The sequence below is a fragment of the Luteimonas sp. MC1828 genome, from assembly GCF_016461615.1.
In the GTDB taxonomy this organism is placed as follows: Bacteria; Pseudomonadota; Gammaproteobacteria; order Xanthomonadales; family Xanthomonadaceae; genus Luteimonas.
This window is the reverse complement of sequence record NZ_JAEMNY010000001.1, coordinates 125,572-141,930: the sequence shown is the minus strand read 5'-3', so window position 1 is coordinate 141,930 and position 16,359 is coordinate 125,572. Positions and strand designations below refer to the sequence as shown.

At 69.9% G+C, this 16,359-nt stretch carries 18 protein-coding genes; 1 reads left to right on the top strand and 17 read right to left on the bottom strand.

Annotated features, from left to right (window positions below; translation table 11 throughout):
* Positions 1 to 79: 79 nt before the first annotated feature.
* The 11 genes from JHB91_RS00730 to JHB91_RS00680 all read right to left on the bottom strand — a co-directional run bounded on the left by JHB91_RS00730 (position 80) and on the right by JHB91_RS00680 (position 10,140).
* Positions 80 to 544, bottom strand: coding sequence for a hypothetical protein (locus JHB91_RS00730; RefSeq protein WP_199470814.1), 465 nt, complete (start codon positions 542 to 544; stop codon positions 80 to 82).
* Positions 541 to 1,578, bottom strand: coding sequence for a dienelactone hydrolase family protein (locus JHB91_RS00725; RefSeq protein WP_199470813.1), 1,038 nt, complete (start codon positions 1,576 to 1,578; stop codon positions 541 to 543). The genes JHB91_RS00730 and JHB91_RS00725 overlap by 4 nt, the downstream gene beginning before the upstream one ends.
* Before the next feature lie 109 nt (positions 1,579 to 1,687).
* Positions 1,688 to 2,722, bottom strand: a complete 1,035-nt coding sequence (locus tag JHB91_RS00720) for a glycerophosphodiester phosphodiesterase (RefSeq protein WP_233398491.1) — start codon at positions 2,720 to 2,722, stop codon at positions 1,688 to 1,690.
* Between the two features lie 128 nt (positions 2,723 to 2,850).
* Positions 2,851 to 3,057: a cold-shock protein gene (locus JHB91_RS00715; RefSeq protein WP_199373056.1), complete on the bottom strand. Its 207-nt coding sequence runs from the start codon at positions 3,055 to 3,057 to the stop codon at positions 2,851 to 2,853.
* Between the two features lie 98 nt (positions 3,058 to 3,155).
* Positions 3,156 to 3,920: an S-methyl-5'-thioinosine phosphorylase gene (locus tag JHB91_RS00710; RefSeq protein ID WP_199470811.1), complete on the bottom strand. Its 765-nt coding sequence runs from the start codon at positions 3,918 to 3,920 to the stop codon at positions 3,156 to 3,158.
* 13 nt (positions 3,921 to 3,933) lie between these two features.
* Positions 3,934 to 4,494 (bottom strand): hypoxanthine-guanine phosphoribosyltransferase, encoded by a 561-nt coding sequence (locus tag JHB91_RS00705; protein ID WP_199470810.1) that lies wholly within the window; start codon positions 4,492 to 4,494, stop codon positions 3,934 to 3,936.
* Positions 4,491 to 5,492, bottom strand: coding sequence for a beta-N-acetylhexosaminidase (gene nagZ / locus JHB91_RS00700; RefSeq protein ID WP_199470809.1), 1,002 nt, complete (start codon positions 5,490 to 5,492; stop codon positions 4,491 to 4,493). Before nagZ ends, JHB91_RS00705 begins: the two co-directional genes overlap by 4 nt.
* A 12-nt stretch (positions 5,493 to 5,504) precedes the next feature.
* The gene (locus JHB91_RS00695) at positions 5,505 to 6,020 is read right to left on the bottom strand and encodes a CYTH domain-containing protein (RefSeq protein ID WP_199470808.1); all 516 of its coding nucleotides are present in this window, start codon (positions 6,018 to 6,020) and stop codon (positions 5,505 to 5,507) included.
* Between the two features lie 39 nt (positions 6,021 to 6,059).
* Positions 6,060 to 7,391 carry a 23S rRNA (uracil(1939)-C(5))-methyltransferase RlmD gene (rlmD, locus tag JHB91_RS00690; protein WP_233398490.1) on the bottom strand — a complete coding sequence of 444 codons (1,332 nt, stop codon included), beginning with the start codon at positions 7,389 to 7,391 and terminating at the stop codon, positions 6,060 to 6,062.
* A gap of 82 nt (positions 7,392 to 7,473) precedes the next feature.
* Entirely contained in the window at positions 7,474 to 8,082 is a 609-nt protein-coding gene (locus JHB91_RS00685; RefSeq protein ID WP_199470806.1) for a YdbL family protein, read from the bottom strand.
* A 24-nt stretch (positions 8,083 to 8,106) separates the two neighbouring features.
* Entirely contained in the window at positions 8,107 to 10,140 is a 2,034-nt protein-coding gene (locus JHB91_RS00680) for a hypothetical protein (RefSeq protein WP_199470805.1), read from the bottom strand.
* 34 nt (positions 10,141 to 10,174) lie between these two features.
* Here JHB91_RS00680 and JHB91_RS00675 point away from each other — a divergent pair, with 34 nt between their 5' ends.
* The gene (locus JHB91_RS00675) at positions 10,175 to 10,897 is read left to right on the top strand and encodes a response regulator (RefSeq protein WP_233398489.1); all 723 of its coding nucleotides are present in this window, start codon (positions 10,175 to 10,177) and stop codon (positions 10,895 to 10,897) included.
* Here the strand turns inward: JHB91_RS00675 and recO are convergent.
* From recO to lepA, 6 genes are read right to left on the bottom strand one after another with little or no spacing between them, the layout of a single operon-like run.
* Positions 10,873 to 11,619 carry a DNA repair protein RecO gene (gene recO / locus JHB91_RS00670; protein WP_199470803.1) on the bottom strand — a complete coding sequence of 249 codons (747 nt, stop codon included), beginning with the start codon at positions 11,617 to 11,619 and terminating at the stop codon, positions 10,873 to 10,875. The genes JHB91_RS00675 and recO overlap by 25 nt on opposite strands.
* An 18-nt stretch (positions 11,620 to 11,637) precedes the next feature.
* A complete protein-coding gene (gene era, locus JHB91_RS00665) occupies positions 11,638 to 12,573 on the bottom strand; it encodes a GTPase Era (RefSeq protein WP_199470802.1) in 936 nt (311 codons plus the stop codon).
* A complete protein-coding gene (rnc, locus tag JHB91_RS00660; RefSeq protein ID WP_199470801.1) occupies positions 12,570 to 13,253 on the bottom strand; it encodes a ribonuclease III in 684 nt (227 codons plus the stop codon). Before rnc ends, era begins: the two co-directional genes overlap by 4 nt.
* On the bottom strand, positions 13,240 to 13,620 hold the full coding sequence (locus JHB91_RS00655) for a DUF4845 domain-containing protein (RefSeq protein WP_199470800.1): 381 nt from the start codon (positions 13,618 to 13,620) through the stop codon (positions 13,240 to 13,242). Before JHB91_RS00655 ends, rnc begins: the two co-directional genes overlap by 14 nt.
* A 55-nt stretch (positions 13,621 to 13,675) precedes the next feature.
* Positions 13,676 to 14,467 carry a signal peptidase I gene (gene lepB, locus JHB91_RS00650; protein WP_199470799.1) on the bottom strand — a complete coding sequence of 264 codons (792 nt, stop codon included), beginning with the start codon at positions 14,465 to 14,467 and terminating at the stop codon, positions 13,676 to 13,678.
* A 22-nt stretch (positions 14,468 to 14,489) separates the two neighbouring features.
* On the bottom strand, positions 14,490 to 16,283 hold the full coding sequence (gene lepA, locus JHB91_RS00645) for a translation elongation factor 4 (protein WP_199373262.1): 1,794 nt from the start codon (positions 16,281 to 16,283) through the stop codon (positions 14,490 to 14,492).
* Positions 16,284 to 16,359: the final 76 nt, after the last annotated feature.

Sequence of the window (16,359 nt, the reverse complement as noted above, 5' to 3'; positions counted from 1 at the left end):
TGGACGGACGCCCGCGGGCGTCAGCCTTGCAAGGATACCCAACCCTGCTTTTTCGAGCCGATCCTCACGCATGGCGCAACTAGCGCCCCGTCGCGCGAAGCCTCCGGTACTCTGCCGCCGCCTGCGCCGGCGTCGGATCGGACATGGCCATGCCGTTGATGAAGACAGCCGGTGCGCCGCGCTTGAAGATTTCGATCGCGCGGTTCGCGCCCGCGACCTGTTCGGGCGTGGGATCGTCCATCGAGAACGCGATCGAGTTGCCCCGGACCACGGGCACGCCCTTGTCTTCAAGGAACGCGACCAGCGCCTCGCTGCGCCGTGCCTGGTCGGACGGACAGTTCTTCGGTGCAAGGACGAGCACGGCGTGCCGCGATGCGCCATCCGGCATGCGCACGGATACAAAGCCGTTCTCGCTGATGGCGGCGCCGCTGTCGGCGCTATCGGCGCCTGCAGCCTCCCGGCCATCCCACCAGCGCCAGGCGCCGAAGACGCATGCGACCAGCAGCAACAGGGGGAGAAGGCGCATGGGCGCGACAGTCGTCATGGAGCGGGCGCCGTGTGCTGCACGGGAGCCCCCAGGTGCGAATTGAAGAAGGAAACCAGCTCCGCGTTCATGGCCTTGTGGGCGGCAAGCCGGTCGAATCCCTCGGGATCACTGCAGAGGGCCGGAGGCTTCAGCAAGCCGCAGGGCGCCAGGAACGACAGGTGTGTGGCGCCAGCCATTTGCCTCGCCAGGGCCCGGGGCCCCAGCCCATCCAGCACGATCCGGGTATTCGTCGCGAAAGGCACGAGGTCGTCCTTTTCGCCGCTCCATACCTGCACGGGAACGTCCACGTCGGACAAGCCATTTCCCGCCAGCGTGAAGCCAAGCCCTGGCGCGGCTACCGCGGCCGCACGGATTCGCGGGTCCTTCAGGAACACTCCCGATCCCTCGCCGCTGTCGAGCAGAGGGGACTTCACATGCCCGAGGACTTTGCAGATGAACTCCGGCGTCCGCCGGCAGTGCTCCGAGACAGCGGCCATATCCGGCCTGGCACCGACCAGGGTGAGCACGCCAAAGCCGCCTGCGGACAGGCCATAGGCACCCACGCGGGACGCGTCGACGCTGGACGCGCCGGGCCATCCCTCCAGGACAAAATCCAGGGTCGCGCGCATTTGCTCCGCACGCTGGCTGAAGAGCGCCGGCGAACTCTGGCGGCTACGGTCGGCGTAGTTGTCGCCGGCATGGGTGGGCGCCGCCACGACGTAGCCCGCACTCGCCAGTTCCATCGCGAGGTCCACATGGCTCAGGGCGCTTCCGTCATTGCCATGCGAGACCAGCACCACGGGCAGCTTCGTGCCGAGCACAGGCGCGTCCCTGGCGACGTTGAGCAGATTGCCACTCACGAACGTCGTGGGGCGGGGCGTTCCGGATGTGGGATACCACAGGGCTACGGCGATCGGGCCGCTCCCGCTTTCAACTCGTGCGGTCTGGAAGCCGACCGGCCTGTCCGAATCTCTGGCTGTGCTGACGGCGTACGCCGTCAGGGCGAACGCAAGAAGCCCCAGAACAACCGCGATGCGCTTTACCCATTTCATGGCGTTCCCCATTGTTGTAGCCGCTACCGCGGCCGAGGCAAATCAGACACTTGGCGACCCGGGATTTCATGCGGCGGAATGCACCCTGCCGAACGTCACCGCTCGCCGCCTAATCCACAGCCCTGCGACCCACACGGACATCGTCGGTGAAAAAGCCATCGATGCCGGCATCGAGCAGGGCGCGGATATGTGCCACGGCACCCTCCTCGTTGCGGCTGCGCGGGTCTTCGCCCTGCCACAGGCTGCGCGGCAGGAACCGGTTCTCCGGACGGAACGTATACGGCATCACCTGCAGTCCGGCGGCGTGCGCGTCGGCGACCAGCGTGGTGGGCTTGCCCAGCCGACCGTCGGCACCCACCGGCACCACGTAGCCAAGTTGCGGGCCGAGCACGTCGGCATAGGTGGCGACTTCGCGCAGGCCTGCGGCAGTCGCCATGTCGGCATAGGTCGGTCCGCCAGCGGCGATGTCGGCAGGTCGCGCATCCGCCGCGCCGAGCAGTTGCAGCAGGCGGATGTTCGCCCTGCCCTCGCCCAGCTTCGCGCGCAGCGCGCGCAGGTTGCCGACTTCGAACGACTGGATCACCACCGCTGCGCTGCGGGTGTAGGGGTGCGCAGCCAGCGCGTCGAGCAGGCGGTCCTCGAGCGGCAGTCCGCGCGCACTGAAGTGGGTGGAATGCTTGAGCTCGGGAATCAGGCCGAGTTCGCGCCCGCGCGCGGCCGATTCACGCGCCACCAGCGCCACGATCTCGTCGAAGGTCGGGACTGCGTACAGGCCGTCGTGCGCGGTGCCGCGCAGCTGCGGGAGGCGTTCGCGGGCACGCAGCGAGCGCAGTTCGGCGAGCGTGAAGTCCTCCACGAACCAGCCTTCGATCTCGCGGCCGTCGACGCGGCGCGTCGTCCTGCGGTCGGCGAAGGCCGGGTGCGCGGCGACGTCGGTGGTGCCACCGATCTCGCCCTCGTGCCGCGCCACCAGCACGCCGTCGCGGGTGGCGACGAGGTCCGGCTCGATGTAGTCGGCGCCGTCCTCGATGGCGCGCGCGTATGCGGCCAGGGTGTGCTCGGGCAGCACCGCGCTGGCGCCGCGGTGCGCGATCACCAGCGGTGCGGGCGGCTGAACTTCGGTTTGACCAGCGGTGGTGGGCATCGGTGAGGCGGCCATGGCCAGTGCCAGCGGGATCCAGTACAGCTTGTCGCACTCCCCCCAGAAAAAAGGGGCCCCGCATCACGAGGCCCCGGAACAGGGAAAATGCTTTCTTTTCCTGATCGTCGCGCTTACGCGACCGGTGCGACGCCGGTCGCCTGCGCGCCCTTCGGCCCCTGGGTGACTTCGTAGCTGACGCGCTGCCCTTCCTGCAGGCTGCGGAAGCCTTCCGATGAGATTGCCGAGTAGTGCACGAAGACATCCGTGCTGCCGTCCTCCGGTGCGATGAAACCGAAGCCCTTGGCGTCGTTGAACCACTTCACTGTGCCGTATTGCATGACTCTGTCCACCTCGTCTGGATGCGATTGCGTGTGGCCTGCGTGCAAGGCGCCTGGACACACGGCCCGAGTATGCAAAGCAACCCGGCCGACTTCAATCACCCCGCGAGCAGGGCCGAGACCAGGCCGGGCAATCCGGAGGACGCCGCTTCGACGTTGGCCACCACCTCTTCGATGGTGATCACCTCGTCGTGCACCGGACCTGCGCCGGCCGCCCAGTTGGCGACGATGGCCAGGCATGCGTAGTCGAGGCCAAGCTCGCGCGCCAGCCCGGCCTCGGGCATGCCGGTCATGCCGACCAGGTCGCAGCCGTCGCGCGCCAAGCGCGTGATCTCGGCGCGTGTCTCCAGGCGCGGCCCCTGTGTAACGCCGTAACACCCCCCGTCGAGCAGCGCGACGCCGGACCTGGCGGCCGCGGCGATCACCGCGTGGCGCAGCGACGGCGTGTACGGATCACCGAAGTCCACGTGCAGCACCTCGCTGCCGGGCTCCTCGCAGAACGTCGACACGCGGCCCCAGGTGTAGTCGATCAGCTGGTCCGGGCAGGCCAGCACGCGCGGACCGAAGCGCGCGGTGATGCCGCCCACGGTGTTCAGCGCGAGCACGCGGCGCACGCCAAGCGCCTGCAGCGCCACCAGGTTGGCGCGGTAGTTCACCAGGTGCGGCGGCACGGAATGACCTTCGCCATGGCGCGCGAGGAACGCGACACGATGCCCGTCCAGGGTGCCGATGCGGACCGGTCCGGACGGCGCGCCGAAACGCGTCACCGGCTGGTGCGGCTCGACGTCCTCGAGGCCGGCCAGCTGGTACAGCCCGGTCCCGCCGATGACGGCGAGCGCGAGGTCGGGAATCGTCGGGCTCATGCGCTGTCTCCGGTCAGTCGGCGAGTGCGTAGATGGCCGGCAGGTTGCGGCCCTGCTCGTTGTAATCCATGCCGTAACCGAACACGTAGCGGTCCGGGACTTCGACACCCGAGTAATCCGCGCACACGCCTTCGACGCAGCGGTCGTGGATCTTGGTCGCCAGCACCGCCACGCGCACGTCGACCGCGCCCTCGTCCTGGCACCAGCGGATCACGGCGTTGAGCGTGTGGCCTTCGTCGAGGATGTCGTCGACCAGCAGCACGCGGCGGCCGCGCATGGGCGTTGCGGGGCGGTGCAGCCACGCCAGCCGCGAACCACTGGTCGCGCCGCGGTAGCGGGTGGCGTGCAGGTAATCGAATTCGAGGTCCAGCCCGCGCTCGCCCAGCGCGAACGCCAGCTGCGCGGCGAACGGCATGCCGCCGTGCATGATGGTGATGTACAGCGGCGGCTGCGCCTCGCCGGCGTAGTCCGGCACGATGGCATCGGCCATGCCTTCGATCGCGGCTTCCAGCGCGGCGCGATCGTGGATCACGTCGGCGCCGGCGAGCGCGTCGGCAAGCAGCGCCGCGCTCATGCCGCCACCCCGCCGCCCTGGCCGCTGCGCGCGCGGCTGTAGCGCGCATCCGCGAGCAATCCGTCCCAGCCGAGTGCCCCGCGGCCGAGCAGCCCGGTGAGCGCCATGGTGTTGAGCGTGCGGCCTTCGACGGCAGCCAACGACTCCTCGACCAGGTCCGGGTGGCAGACCAGCACCACGTCGCAGCCGGCGTCGAGGTGCGCATCGATGCGCTGCTTCACGCCGCCCGCCGAGAACGCCGCGGCCATGCCGATGTCGTCGGAGAACACCACGCCGCGGAAGCCCATCTCGCTGCGCAGGATCTCGTTGATCCAGCGCGGCGAGTAGCCCGCCGGTTCCGGCGCGACCTGGGGGTAGACCACGTGCGCCAGCATCACCGCGTCGGCGCCCGCGTCGATGCCGGCCACGAACGGCACGAGGTCGTCGGCGCGGATCGCGTCCAGCGTGCGGTCGTCGACCGCGTCGTCGAAGTGCGTGTCCTCGCGCACCGAGCCGTGGCCCGGGAAGTGCTTCAACGTGGCGGCCATGCCGGCAGCGTGCATGCCTTCGACGTAGGCGCGGGTGAACGCGGCAACCACCTGCGGATCGTCGGAGAACGCGCGGTCGCCGATGGCGAGGTTGCCGCGGCCAAGGTCGACCACCGGCGCGAAGCTGAGGTCCACGCCGGAAGCGCGCACCTCGCTGGCCATCAGCCAGGCGTGCTCACGCGCGCGCTCCAGCGCGGCCTGCGGATCGACGGCGTACTCGCGCCCGAAGCCCTGCAGCGACGGCAGCGCGCTGTAGCCCTCGCGGAAGCGCTGCACGCGGCCGCCTTCCTGGTCGACGCACACCAGCTGCGGCCGCGGCGCGGCGGCGCGGATCGCCGCCGACAGCTCGGCGACCTGCTCGCGCGATGCGAAGTTCCGGGTGAACAGGATCACGCCGGCGCAGGCGTCGTGCTGCAGCCAGTCGCGCTCGCGCGCGGTGAGTTCGGTGCCTTCGACGCCGATGACGAGCATGGACTTTCTCCTTCAGGCTTCCGGGCCGGCGCGCTCGGCCTCGCTCCATTGCGAGTACGGGCGCGAGGCCAGGGCCAGATTGTAGTAGCGCGGACAGTCGGTGGCTTCGGCACCCAGCCAGTCCGGGCGCATGAAGGGTTCATCGGCGCTGCCAAGCTCGACTTCGGCCACCACCAGGCCAGCGTTGTCGCCGAGGAATTCGTCGACCTCCCAGAGGTGATCGCCATGGCAGACCAGGTGCCGGCGCTTGTCGACCACGCCGCCGACGCACAGCGCCAGCAGGGCGCGCGCGTCGTCGACCGGGATCAGATAATCGAACTCCTGGCGGGTGTGGCCGAGCTCGCGCGACTTGAGGTTGAGGAAGGCTTCTTCGCCGGCGATGCGCACCCGCACCGAGGCGTTCTGGCGGCCTTCGTCCATCGCCGCCTGGTCGTTGATGTAGCCCTGCGCCATCGGCACCACCGCGTGCGCGGCGGCGCGCCAGCCGTCGCCGGCCACCAGGAACTTGCGTTCGATCTCAATTGCCACCGGGAACTCCTGCGTGTGTGTGTGCGACGCCGGGCCGCGTCATGCCGGTTCGAACACGGCGATCGATTCGACGTGGGCGGTATGCGGGAACATGTCCATCACCCCGGCCGAACGCAGGCGCCAGCCGCGCTCGTTGACCAGGTAGCCGGCATCGCGCGCCAGCGAGCCGGGATGGCAGCTGACGTAGACGATGCGCTTCAGGCCCTTCAGCGGCAGCTGCTTCAGCACGTCGATCGCGCCGGCGCGTGCCGGGTCGAGCAGCAGCTTGTCGAAGCCGGCGCGCATCCACGGCTCGCCCGAGAGATCGGTGGACAGATCCGCCGCGTGGAAGCTGACGTGCGGCATGGCGTTGCGCTCGGCGTTTTCGCGCGCGCGCGCCACCAGCCCGGCATCGCCTTCCACGCCGACGACCTCGGCGGCCACCCGTCCCAGCGGCAGGGTGAAATTGCCCAGTCCGCAGAACAGGTCGAGCACGCGCTCGCCGGGCTGCACGTCGAGCAGCGCGAGCGCGTGCGCGATCATCTTCTCGTTGAGGTCGGCGTTGACCTGGATGAAGTCCAGTGGGCGGAAGCCGAGTTCGATGTCCCATGGCGCCAGGCGGAACGACAGCGCCACCTGCTCCGGCCACAGCGGCTGCACCGAGTCGGGGCCACCCGGCTGCAGGAACACGGCGAAGCCCTGCGCCTGCGCGAACGCCACCAGCCGCGCACGGTCGGCGTCGGCCAGCGGCTGCAGATGGCGGAACACCAGCGCGATGGTGTCGTCGCCGGCGATGAACTCGATCTGCGGGATGTCGCTGCGCGCGTCCAGCGAGTCGACCAGCGCCGCCAGCGCCTCGACGCGCATGCCCAGCGCCGGGATGACGGTGTGGCATTCGCGCAGCTCGGCGACGAAGCGCGGGTCGCGCTCGCGGAACCCGACCAGCGTCCTGCCCTTCTTCTCGACGCGGCGCACCGAGAAGCGGCCCTTGCGGCGATAGCCCCACGCGGCACCGCTCAGCGGCGCGAGCACCGCATCCGGGGTGACGTGGCCGATGCGCGCGAGGTTGTCGTTCAACACCCGCGCCTTGGCGACGATCTGGCGGTCCTCGGCCAGGTGCTGCAACGTGCAGCCACCGCAGGTGCCGAAGTGCGGGCAGCGCGGCACGACGCGCTCCGGCGAGGCGGTGAGCACCTCGACCGCTTCGGCTTCATCGAAATGCCGCGAGCGCGCGGTCTGCCTGGCCAGGACGACCTCGCCCGGCAGCGCGCCTGCGACGAACACCGCCTTGCCGGCGTTGACGTGGCCTTCGGGGCGCCGGGCAACGCCGCGGCCGTCATGGCTGAGGTCGAGGATCTCGGCCTGGAAAGGGGTCTGGTCGATGCGAGCCAAGGCGTTGCGGCCCTCGGAAACGGCCGCACATTGTCGCAGAAGCCGCCGGCGCGGGCGCCGCCCGGCGGCTGGGGCGCGCCGCCTACTTCTGCTTCCAGGCCCCGCCCTGCTGGTACCACCATCCCGGCCGCGCGCTTGCAATCCACTGCCGCGCGAACACGTCGCGGATCTGCGCCTCCCACTCGGGATGGCCATTGGCAACGGCAATCTCGCGATACACCGCCTTGCGGTCGCGGTTGTCGTCGGCAACGGCCGCGTTCACCGCCACGCGATCCTTGAGCGGCACCTGGGCCGCCTCGCGCACCACCAGCAGGCCATCGCCCCCGAAGCCCAGCGCGCCGCTGTCGAAGTGCGGGCGCAGGCTGTCGAAGCGCGCTTCCATCCGCGACTGGATCGCCTGGATGGCGGGCGTGCGGATGGTGATGTCCGGCGCCTGCGCGTGGGCCGGCGCGATGCCGAGCAGCATCCACGGATCGAAGGCCACGCGGCGCGATGCACGCTCGGCCGGGACCATCGCCATGCCACCGCCGGGCGCGGGCATGGCCTCGGGTGCGGCCTCGTCGCCGATCACCTTCTCGACGAACTCGCGCGCCGCCTCGCGTGCCTCCGCCGCGGGGAAGTAGACATTGATGGTGACGCAGGCGGTGAGCACCAGCGCGGCGACAAACGGCAATCCCATCCAGTGGCGCATGCAGTCCTCCTCGGACGCGGTCGATCAGTCGAATACGGGGGCGACATCGCCGGAGCCCACCGCCGCCAGGCGTTCGACAAGGGTCTCCCAGTCGACGTTGCGGTTGTAGCCGACGATGTCCAGGCGCGGCAGGCCGGCACCTTCGACGATAGCAAACCCGGCGCCGCGCGGATGAAGCCCAGCCATCGCGCAGACGCCGTTGGCCAGCCGGCAGGAGATGCCGATGCGGCGATAGCCGAAGTCGTCGAACACCGCCAGCAACTGCCCTTGCAGGCTGGTCACGAACGAGGCGTCGCCGACGCTGGAGATGTTCTGCACGGCGCGCTGGCTGATGCGCTGGCGCACGCCGCGCCTGGCTTCGGTGTGCAGCTCGGCATCGAACCCGGTGGCCTGCCAGTCGACCAGGCGCAGGCCCAGCACCTGGCCGTGCAGGCGCCCGCTGATGCTGCCGAAATCGAACACACCGGTCAGCGACTGCATGTCGAGGCCGTCCAGCACGATGTCGGCCGACAGCGTGGGTGCCACGCCGAACGGGCGCTCCATGGCCAGCGACGACACCCGCACCTCGCCGTCGAAGGCACGCATCGACAGGCCGCCATCGAAGGCGAGGCGCTCGGCCGCATAGTGCATGCGCGGGATGACGCCCGACAGCGTGCCCGGGAATGCCGGCAGCCCGAGCGCCTTCGCCAGGCTCGCCATGTCCAGCGCCTCGACGGCCACGGCGCCTTCCATCTCCATCCCCCTGCCGTCGCGCGGCAGGGCCAGCGACAGGCCGGACAGTGCGAGCTCTCCACCCAGCAGCGCCACGCGCACCGGTTCGCGCAGCGCCAGTCGGCCGTCACGGCTGCGCCAGGGCAGGCGTGCGGGCCCGAACGCGATATCGCCCAGCGCACCGCCGCGCCAGCCGAGCGCGCTGTCTGCGCTGCCGTCGGCGACGATGCGCAGCTCGCCGTCCAGTCCGTGGAAGGCGAATCGTCCGTCGGGCGCCGCCACGTCCAGCGTGACCGGACGCAGCGCAAGCGCGTGCAGGCTCCCGTCGCGCAGCGCGAGTTCGGCCGACAGCGCGCCCTCGAGCGTCAGGCCGGTCAGGCCCGCTATGCCCAGCCAGCCGGAGAGATAGCGTTCGGGCAGTGCCGCCACCGCATCGCTGCGCAACGACAGGTCGAGGCTGTGCACGGCGCCATCGCCAGCCAGCGCCGCATGCCCGCTGACCTCCAGCGCGCCGGGATCACTGGCGGAGAATGCCGGAACGGTCCAGCCATCGGCACCACCCTGCAGCGCCACGTGCACCGCCACCGGGTGCGCTGGCAGCGCGACGTACGCGTTGCCGAAAAGCAGCTCGCCGCCGCGCAGCGCGCCATCGACGGTGATGCGCGGCCCGGCGGCCAGCGCGCGCCAGTCGATGCGCAGCTCCGCATCCAGCCCTTCGCCGGCCATGCTGCCGTCGGCGGTGTCGAACCCGACGCCGTCGAGCGTGAGCGGTGCCTGCACGTGCAGCGGACCATCGCGGGGAGCGTGCACGCGCACCGTTCCATCGAGCGTGCCTGCGCTGAATCGGCCAGCCGACCAGGCCTGGCTGGCCAGGGCCTGCGCCCAGGCGACCGGCACGGCCGCAAGATCGATGCGCGTGATGTCCGGCGCGGCGCGATCGTAATGCACGGCCAGGCGCGGCGGACCGCCTCCGCCCGCCGCGGACAGCGATGCGTCCACGTTCGCCATGCGCGGCGCCAGCGCCAATGCCAGCCGCAGCGGCGCGCCGCGCTGCTGGCGGACCTGGCCATCGCAGCGCCAGCCCTGGCCATCGCGACGCAGCGGGCAGCGCCAGTCGACGTCCCGGAACCGGTAGCCCAGGTCCGGCGCGTCCACCCGTGCGGCCCGCAGCTGCAGCTCGCCTTCGGCAGCGCCCGCCGGCCAATGCACCCGCATCTCGACGCCCTCGAGGCTTGCCACCGGCGTGGTCACGCGAGCGATCGTCGCCGTCAGGGTGCGCGCCCACGCCGCATCTGCCGCACCCAGCAGCAGCAGCAGTAGAAGCAGCGGTAAGATCGCCCTCGGCATGGCCGCCAGAATAACGACAGGACGACACGCACCGATGAAGCCACGCATCCTGCTGGTCGAGGACGACCCCACCACCGCCGCCTTCATGGCCGCCGCCATCGAAGCGCTGCCGGCCATCGTGGACATGGCCGACAGCCATCTCGCGGCGCTTGCCAAGGCCTCCGACGCCGGCCACGCGCTGTGGCTGGTCGATGCGCGCCTGCCCGATGGCGATGGCGCCGGCCTGCTGGCCGAGCTGCGCGCACTCGGCCTGACCACGCCCGCGATCGCGCACACCGCCGCGCATGATCCGTGGCTGCACCACGAGCTGCGCGCCGCCGGCTTCGCATCCGTGCTGGTCAAGCCGCTTTCGGCGTCCGCCCTGCGCGCGTCGCTGGCCGATGCGATCGGCACATGGCGGCCACCGCGCGTCGCCGAGGACGTGGCCGGCGACGCCGCGGATGTGGTTGGCCCGCCGCCCACCTGGGACGACTTCGCCGCGCTGCGTGCGCTCAACGGCGAGCGCGCGCACGTCGATGCGCTGCGCATCCTGTTCCTCGACGAACTCCCGGCTGCGCGCGACCTTGTGGCGTCATCGGCCCGCGACGGCGACGAACGCCGCATGCGCGATGCTCTGCACCGGCTGCGCGCGAGCTGCGGCTTCGTGGGTGCGGCGCGCCTTGCCGACGCGGTGGCCGCACTGGAAGGCGCGCCCGGATCCGCCGCTGCGCTGCAGGCGTTCACGGACGCCGCTCAGGACCTGATGCCACCGCCCTGAGTGGTGAGCCGACCGAGGTCGGCCATCAGCTGCCACGAGGTCAGCGGCCGTGCGCCGAGATGGGCGACCAGCACCTCGCGCAGCACGCGCCGCAGCCCGCCCAGCTCCTCCGGCGGTGGCGGTGCGTCGTCAGCCGCCAAAGCCAGCAGCGCACGCCCGGTCGCGCTGCGCGAACGCTCGCCGTCGCGCTCACCGCGCACGCGATGCGGCCCTTGCTCGGGATCGAGCCGATAGCGCGCCGCCGGGTCCAGCGGCACGCTGTCGCCGTCGTGCGCAAGGTCGAAGCCCACGCCGAGCGCGTCAAGCAGGTCGCGCTCGAAGCGGCGCAGGGTCCAGGCCAGCGGCTCGCCGGCGCCAAGCCGCGCACGCAGCTCACCGTAGAGCGCGTACAGCTCCGGTTGAGGATCCTGGCGTGGTGCCAGCCGCAGCAACAGTTCGTTGACGTAGAAGCCGGCAAGCATCGCCTCGCCCTGCAGCCTGGGCGCGGCATCGATCGCCTCGGCGGCGTTGAGGTGCGCCAGCTCGCCGCGCTGCACGGCGTCGAAGCGGATGTGCTGCAGCGGCTGCAGCGCTGCGCGCAGTGCCTGTCGCCGCGGCCCGTGCACGCCGCGCGCCACCAGCCCCATGCGCCCGTGCTCGGCGGTCAGGACCTCGAGCAGCAGGCTGGTCTCACGCCACGGCCGGGCATGGAGGACATAGGCGGGCTGGCCGAGCAAGCGCATCCGCGCATTGTATGGGCGCTATTCGTCGTAGCCGAAGGTACGCAACGCGGCTTCGTCGTCGGACCAGCCCTGGCGCACGCGCACCCAGGTCTCCAGGAACACCTTGCAGCCGAACAGCCGCTCCATCGACAGCCGCGCCTTGCTGCCGATCTCGCGCAGGCGCGTGCCGCCCTTGCCGATCACGATCGCCTTCTGGCCGTCGCGCTCCACCCAGACCACCGCGCCGATGCGCATCATCGGCCCGGATTTCGTGGCCTCCTCGGTGAACGACTCGATCTCGACCGTGGTGGCGTACGGCAGCTCCGCGCCGAGCTGGCGCATCAGCTGTTCGCGCAGCATCTCGCCGGCGAGGAAGCGCTGGCTCTTGTCGGTGATCTCGTCCTCGGCGTACATGGGCGGCTGCTCGGGCACCAGCGTCAGGAGCTGGGCGACCAGCGCCTCCAGGCCCTTGCGCTTGAGCGCCGAGATCGGATGCACGCCGGCGAACTCGCGGCCTTCGGTGACCTGCTGCAGGTACGGCAGCAGCGCCGCCTTGTCGCGGATGCGGTCGACCTGGTTGACCACCAGCACCACCGGCACCGCGGCCTCGCGCAGCGATTCATAGGCGAGCGTGTCTTCCTCGTCCCAACGGCCGGCCTCGACCACCAGCACCACGGCCTCGACCCCTTCCAGCGCGCCGCGCGCGGCGCGGTTCATCATCCGGTGCATGGCGGTCGCCGACTGGCTGCGCTCGCCGCGGTGGATGCCGGGCGTGTCGACCAGCAACAGCTGGCCACCGGGCACGGTGGCGATGCCGAGCAGCCGGTGGCGCGTGGTCTGCGGGCGGTTGGAGACGATGCTGACCTTGGCGCCGACCAGGGCGTTGACCAGCGTGGACTTGCCGACGTTGGGCCGCCCGATGACGGCGATGGCGCCGCTGCGGTGGCCGGCTTCGGCGTCGTGGGGGGTGTTCATGGCTTGTCTGCTTCCAGTTGTGCGAGTACTGCGCCCGCGGCGGCCTGCTCGGCGGCGCGGCGCGAACTGCCCTCACCCGGTGCCGACAGCGCGGGTTCGACCAGCGTGCAGCGCACGTGGAAGACCTTGGCGTGTTCGTCACCGGCCTCGGACAGGAGATCGTAGACCGGCAACGGGCGCTGGCGGCCCTGCAGCCACTCCTGCAGCCGGGTCTTGGGGTCCTTGCCGATGCGGCCCGCGGCAAGCCCGGCGAGCGCAGGCTCGAACCATGGCAGCACCGCGGTGCAGCAGGCGTCAAAGCCGCCGTCGAGGTAGATGGCGCCCACCAGCGCCTCGAGCGCATCGGACAGGATGGAATCGCGACGGTGGCCGCCGGACTTCATCTCGCCCGGGCCGAGGGTGATGCGTGGCCCGAGGTCGAGGTCGCGAGCGATCTGCGCCAGCGAGGATTCCCGCACCAGCTCGGCGCGGGCGCGGGTCATGACGCCCTCGTCGGCCTTGGGCCAGCGCAGGTACAGCGCCTCGGCGACGATCAGGCCGACCAGCGCGTCGCCCAGGAATTCCAGCCGCTCGTTGTGCGGAGCGCCGGCGCTGCGGTGGGTCAGCGCCTGCGCAAGCAAGCCGCCGTCGCGGAACACGTGCCCCGCGAAGCGGACGCCGCCGGCATCAGTTGGTGTCACCGGACCTGGTCAACATCTGCGTGGTATCGAACCTGCCGACCACATCGAGGTTCGCGATCATCGGCTTGCGCACCTCGTAGTTCACGTCCATCTGCCAGCCGTTGTCGACGCGCGTGATCTTGACGTGCTGGGCTTTGATGTTTTCGGCGTAGCTGATGCCCAGCCGGCGGAAGAACAGGTCCTGGATCTTGCGCGGATCGGTGTTGGCGATCCCCGGCTCCTGCGACAGGCCCTTGAGCGCGGACCGCACGCTGTAATACTCGGAGTACATCGGGAACAGCTTCATGCCGACATAGGCGAACAGGCCGACCACGCCCAGCACGATGACGAACCCCAGCAGGGTGATGCCGCGTTGCGAATTCCTCATAGCAGTTTCCCCTCGATCCCCTAGAACACCAGTGTCCATGCCCCGTGCCGACGGCTCAGGGAATGCGCGTGCCGATGCGGCCGAAATCCACCCCACCGGCGGAACTGTCGAAATTCATCCACACCAGGAAGGCCTTGCCGCGTAGCTGGCTCTCCGGAAGGGTCCCCCAGAAGCGGCTGTCGTCGCTTCTATCACGATTGTCGCCCATGACGAAATACTCGCCGGCCGGCACCGTCCACTCGCCCACGCCGTGGTTGGCGAACAGCGGACTGTCGACCTCGAGCATCTCATGGCGGCGCCCGCCGAGGTCCTCGGTGAGCAGGGTGGCGCCGGACATCTCGTCGCCGCGGCCCTTGCCCACGTAGCGGCCCACGGGCGCGTTCGCCACCGCGTCGCCGTTCACGAACACGGTGTTGTCGCGGTAGGCGATGCGGTCACCCGGCAGGCCCACGACGCGCTTGATCCAGTCCTGGTCGGGGTACTGCGGCGGGCGGAACACCACCACGTCACCACGCGCAGGCTCGCCGATGGCGACCACCTTGTGGTTGTTGACCGGCAGCCGCAGGCCGTAGGCGAACTTGTTGACCAGGATGAAGTCGCCGACCAGGAGCGTGGGCATCATCGAGGTCGACGGGATCCGGAACGGCTCGGCGATGAAGCTCCGCAGCACCAGCACCACCGCGAGGATCGGGAAGAAGGCGCGCGCGTAGTCGACGACCACCGGCTCCTGCGGTTCCAGCAGCCCGGCGGCAGCGGCCCGGCGCTTGGCGAACACCAGCCTGTCGAGCAGCCAGATGAGGCCACTCAGGAAGGTGAGCAGCACGAGTCCCAATTCAAACCATTTCATCATCGCGGCGTCCCCGGTTCGGCTACTTGTTGTCGACCTGGAGTACCGCGAGGAAGGCTTCCTGCGGGATCTCGACGCGTCCGACCTGCTTCATGCGCTTCTTGCCTTCCTTCTGCTTCTCGAGCAGCTTCTTCTTGCGCGAGATGTCGCCACCATAACATTTGGCCAACACGTTCTTGCGCATCGCCTTGACCGTGGTGCGGGCGATGATCTGCGAGCCGACCGCGGCCTGGATGGCCACGTCGAACATCTGCCGCGGGATCAGTTCGCGCATTTTTTCGGTGATGTCGCGGCCGCGACGGTCGGCGTGCTGGCGGTGAACGATGAGCGACAGCGCGTCGACCTTGTCGCCGTTGATCAGGGTGTCGATGCGCACGAACGGGCCGGCATCGAAACGCAGGAACTGGTAGTCCAGCGACGCGTAGCCGCGCGACACCGACTTCAGGCGGTCGAAGAAGTCGAGCACGACTTCCGCCATCGGCAGCTCGTAGCTGATCTGCACCTGGCTGCCGAGGTAGTTGATGCCGATCTGGCTGCCGCGCTTTTCCTCGCACAGGGTGATCACGTTGCCCACGTAATCCGGCGGCGTGAGGATGTTGGCGCGGATGATCGGCTCGCGCACCTCTTCGATCAGGTTCACCGGCGGCAGCTTGGCCGGGTTGTCGAGGGTGAGGATGCTGCCGTCGGTCTTCAGCACTTCGTACACCACCGTCGGCGCGGTGGAAATGAGGTTGAGGTCGTACTCGCGCTCCAGGCGCTCCTGCACGATCTCCATGTGCAGCATGCCGAGGAAGCCGCAGCGGAAACCGAAGCCCATCGCCTCGGAGCTCTCGGGCTCGAAGCGCAGCGCGGCGTCATTGAGGCGCAGCTTGTCGAGCGCTTCGCGCAGCGACGGGTAGTCGTCGGCATCCACAGGGAACAGGCCGGCGAACACACGCGGCTGCATTTCCTGGAAGCCCGGCAGCGGTGCCGGCGCCGGATCCGTGGCCAGCGTGAGCGTGTCGCCGACAGGCGCGCCGTGCACGTCCTTGATCGACGCGTTGATCCAGCCCACCTCGCCCGCGCGGAGCTTCGCCAGCTCCTTGCGCTTGGGCGTGAACACGCCGACCTTGTCCACTTGATGGGTGCGTCCGGTGGACATGACCAGCATCTTGTCGCCGGCCTTGATCTCGCCCTGCATCACCCGCACCAGCGACACCACGCCCAGGTAGTTGTCGAACCAGGAATCGATGATCAGGGCCTGCAGCTTGTCCGTCTCGCGCGGCGCGGGCGGCGGGATGCGCTGCACGATGGCCTCGAGCACGTCCTCGACGTTGAGCCCGGTCTTGGCGCTGATCGCCACCGCGTCGCTGGCATCGATGCCGATCACGGCCTCGATCTCGGCCTTGGCGCGCTCGATGTCGGCGGTCGGCAGGTCGATCTTGTTGATCACCGGCACCACTTCCAGGCCCTGCTCCACCGCGGTGTAGCAGTTGGCGACCGACTGCGCCTCGACGCCCTGCGCGGCGTCCACCACCAGCAGCGCGCCCTCGCATGCGGCCAGCGAGCGGCTGACCTCGTAGCTGAAGTCGACGTGGCCGGGGGTGTCGATGAAGTTCAGGAAATAGGTCTGGCCGTCGCGCGCGGTGTACGGCAGCGACACCGACTGTGCCTTGATGGTGATGCCGCGCTCGCGCTCGATCGGATTGTTGTCGAGGACCTGCGTCTCCATCTCGCGCGCGGTCAGGCCGCCACAGATCTGGATGATGCGGTCGGCCAGCGTGGACTTGCCGTGGTCGACGTGGGCGATGATGGAGAAGTTGCGGATGTTCCGCATCGAATCGGGGGGCATGGGCGGCAGGTCGTGCCGCTGATGCGGCTGTGGCGTCAAACCGAAGATTGTCGCACAGCGT

Excerpts from the sequence above, each read along its gene's own strand:
- JHB91_RS00730 (WP_199470814.1), bottom strand. The coding sequence starts at position 544 with ATGACGACTGTCGCGCCCATGCGCCTTCTCCCCCTGTTGCTGCTGGTC.
- JHB91_RS00725 (WP_199470813.1), bottom strand. The coding sequence starts at position 1,578 with ATGAAATGGGTAAAGCGCATCGCGGTTGTTCTGGGGCTTCTTGCGTTC.
- JHB91_RS00720 (WP_233398491.1), bottom strand. The coding sequence starts at position 2,722 with ATGCCCACCACCGCTGGTCAAACCGAAGTTCAGCCGCCCGCACCGCTG.
- JHB91_RS00715 (WP_199373056.1), bottom strand. The coding sequence starts at position 3,057 with ATGCAATACGGCACAGTGAAGTGGTTCAACGACGCCAAGGGCTTCGGT.
- JHB91_RS00710 (WP_199470811.1), bottom strand. The coding sequence starts at position 3,920 with ATGAGCCCGACGATTCCCGACCTCGCGCTCGCCGTCATCGGCGGGACC.
- JHB91_RS00705 (WP_199470810.1), bottom strand. The coding sequence starts at position 4,494 with ATGAGCGCGGCGCTGCTTGCCGACGCGCTCGCCGGCGCCGACGTGATC.
- nagZ (WP_199470809.1), bottom strand. The coding sequence starts at position 5,492 with ATGCTCGTCATCGGCGTCGAAGGCACCGAACTCACCGCGCGCGAGCGC.
- JHB91_RS00685 (WP_199470806.1), bottom strand. The coding sequence starts at position 8,082 with ATGCGCCACTGGATGGGATTGCCGTTTGTCGCCGCGCTGGTGCTCACC.
- JHB91_RS00680 (WP_199470805.1), bottom strand. The coding sequence starts at position 10,140 with ATGCCGAGGGCGATCTTACCGCTGCTTCTACTGCTGCTGCTGCTGGGT.
- JHB91_RS00675 (WP_233398489.1), top strand. The coding sequence starts at position 10,175 with ATGAAGCCACGCATCCTGCTGGTCGAGGACGACCCCACCACCGCCGCC.
- recO (WP_199470803.1), bottom strand. The coding sequence starts at position 11,619 with ATGCGCTTGCTCGGCCAGCCCGCCTATGTCCTCCATGCCCGGCCGTGG.
- era (WP_199470802.1), bottom strand. The coding sequence starts at position 12,573 with ATGAACACCCCCCACGACGCCGAAGCCGGCCACCGCAGCGGCGCCATC.
- JHB91_RS00655 (WP_199470800.1), bottom strand. The coding sequence starts at position 13,620 with ATGAGGAATTCGCAACGCGGCATCACCCTGCTGGGGTTCGTCATCGTG.
- lepB (WP_199470799.1), bottom strand. The coding sequence starts at position 14,467 with ATGAAATGGTTTGAATTGGGACTCGTGCTGCTCACCTTCCTGAGTGGC.
- lepA (WP_199373262.1), bottom strand. The coding sequence starts at position 16,283 with ATGCGGAACATCCGCAACTTCTCCATCATCGCCCACGTCGACCACGGC.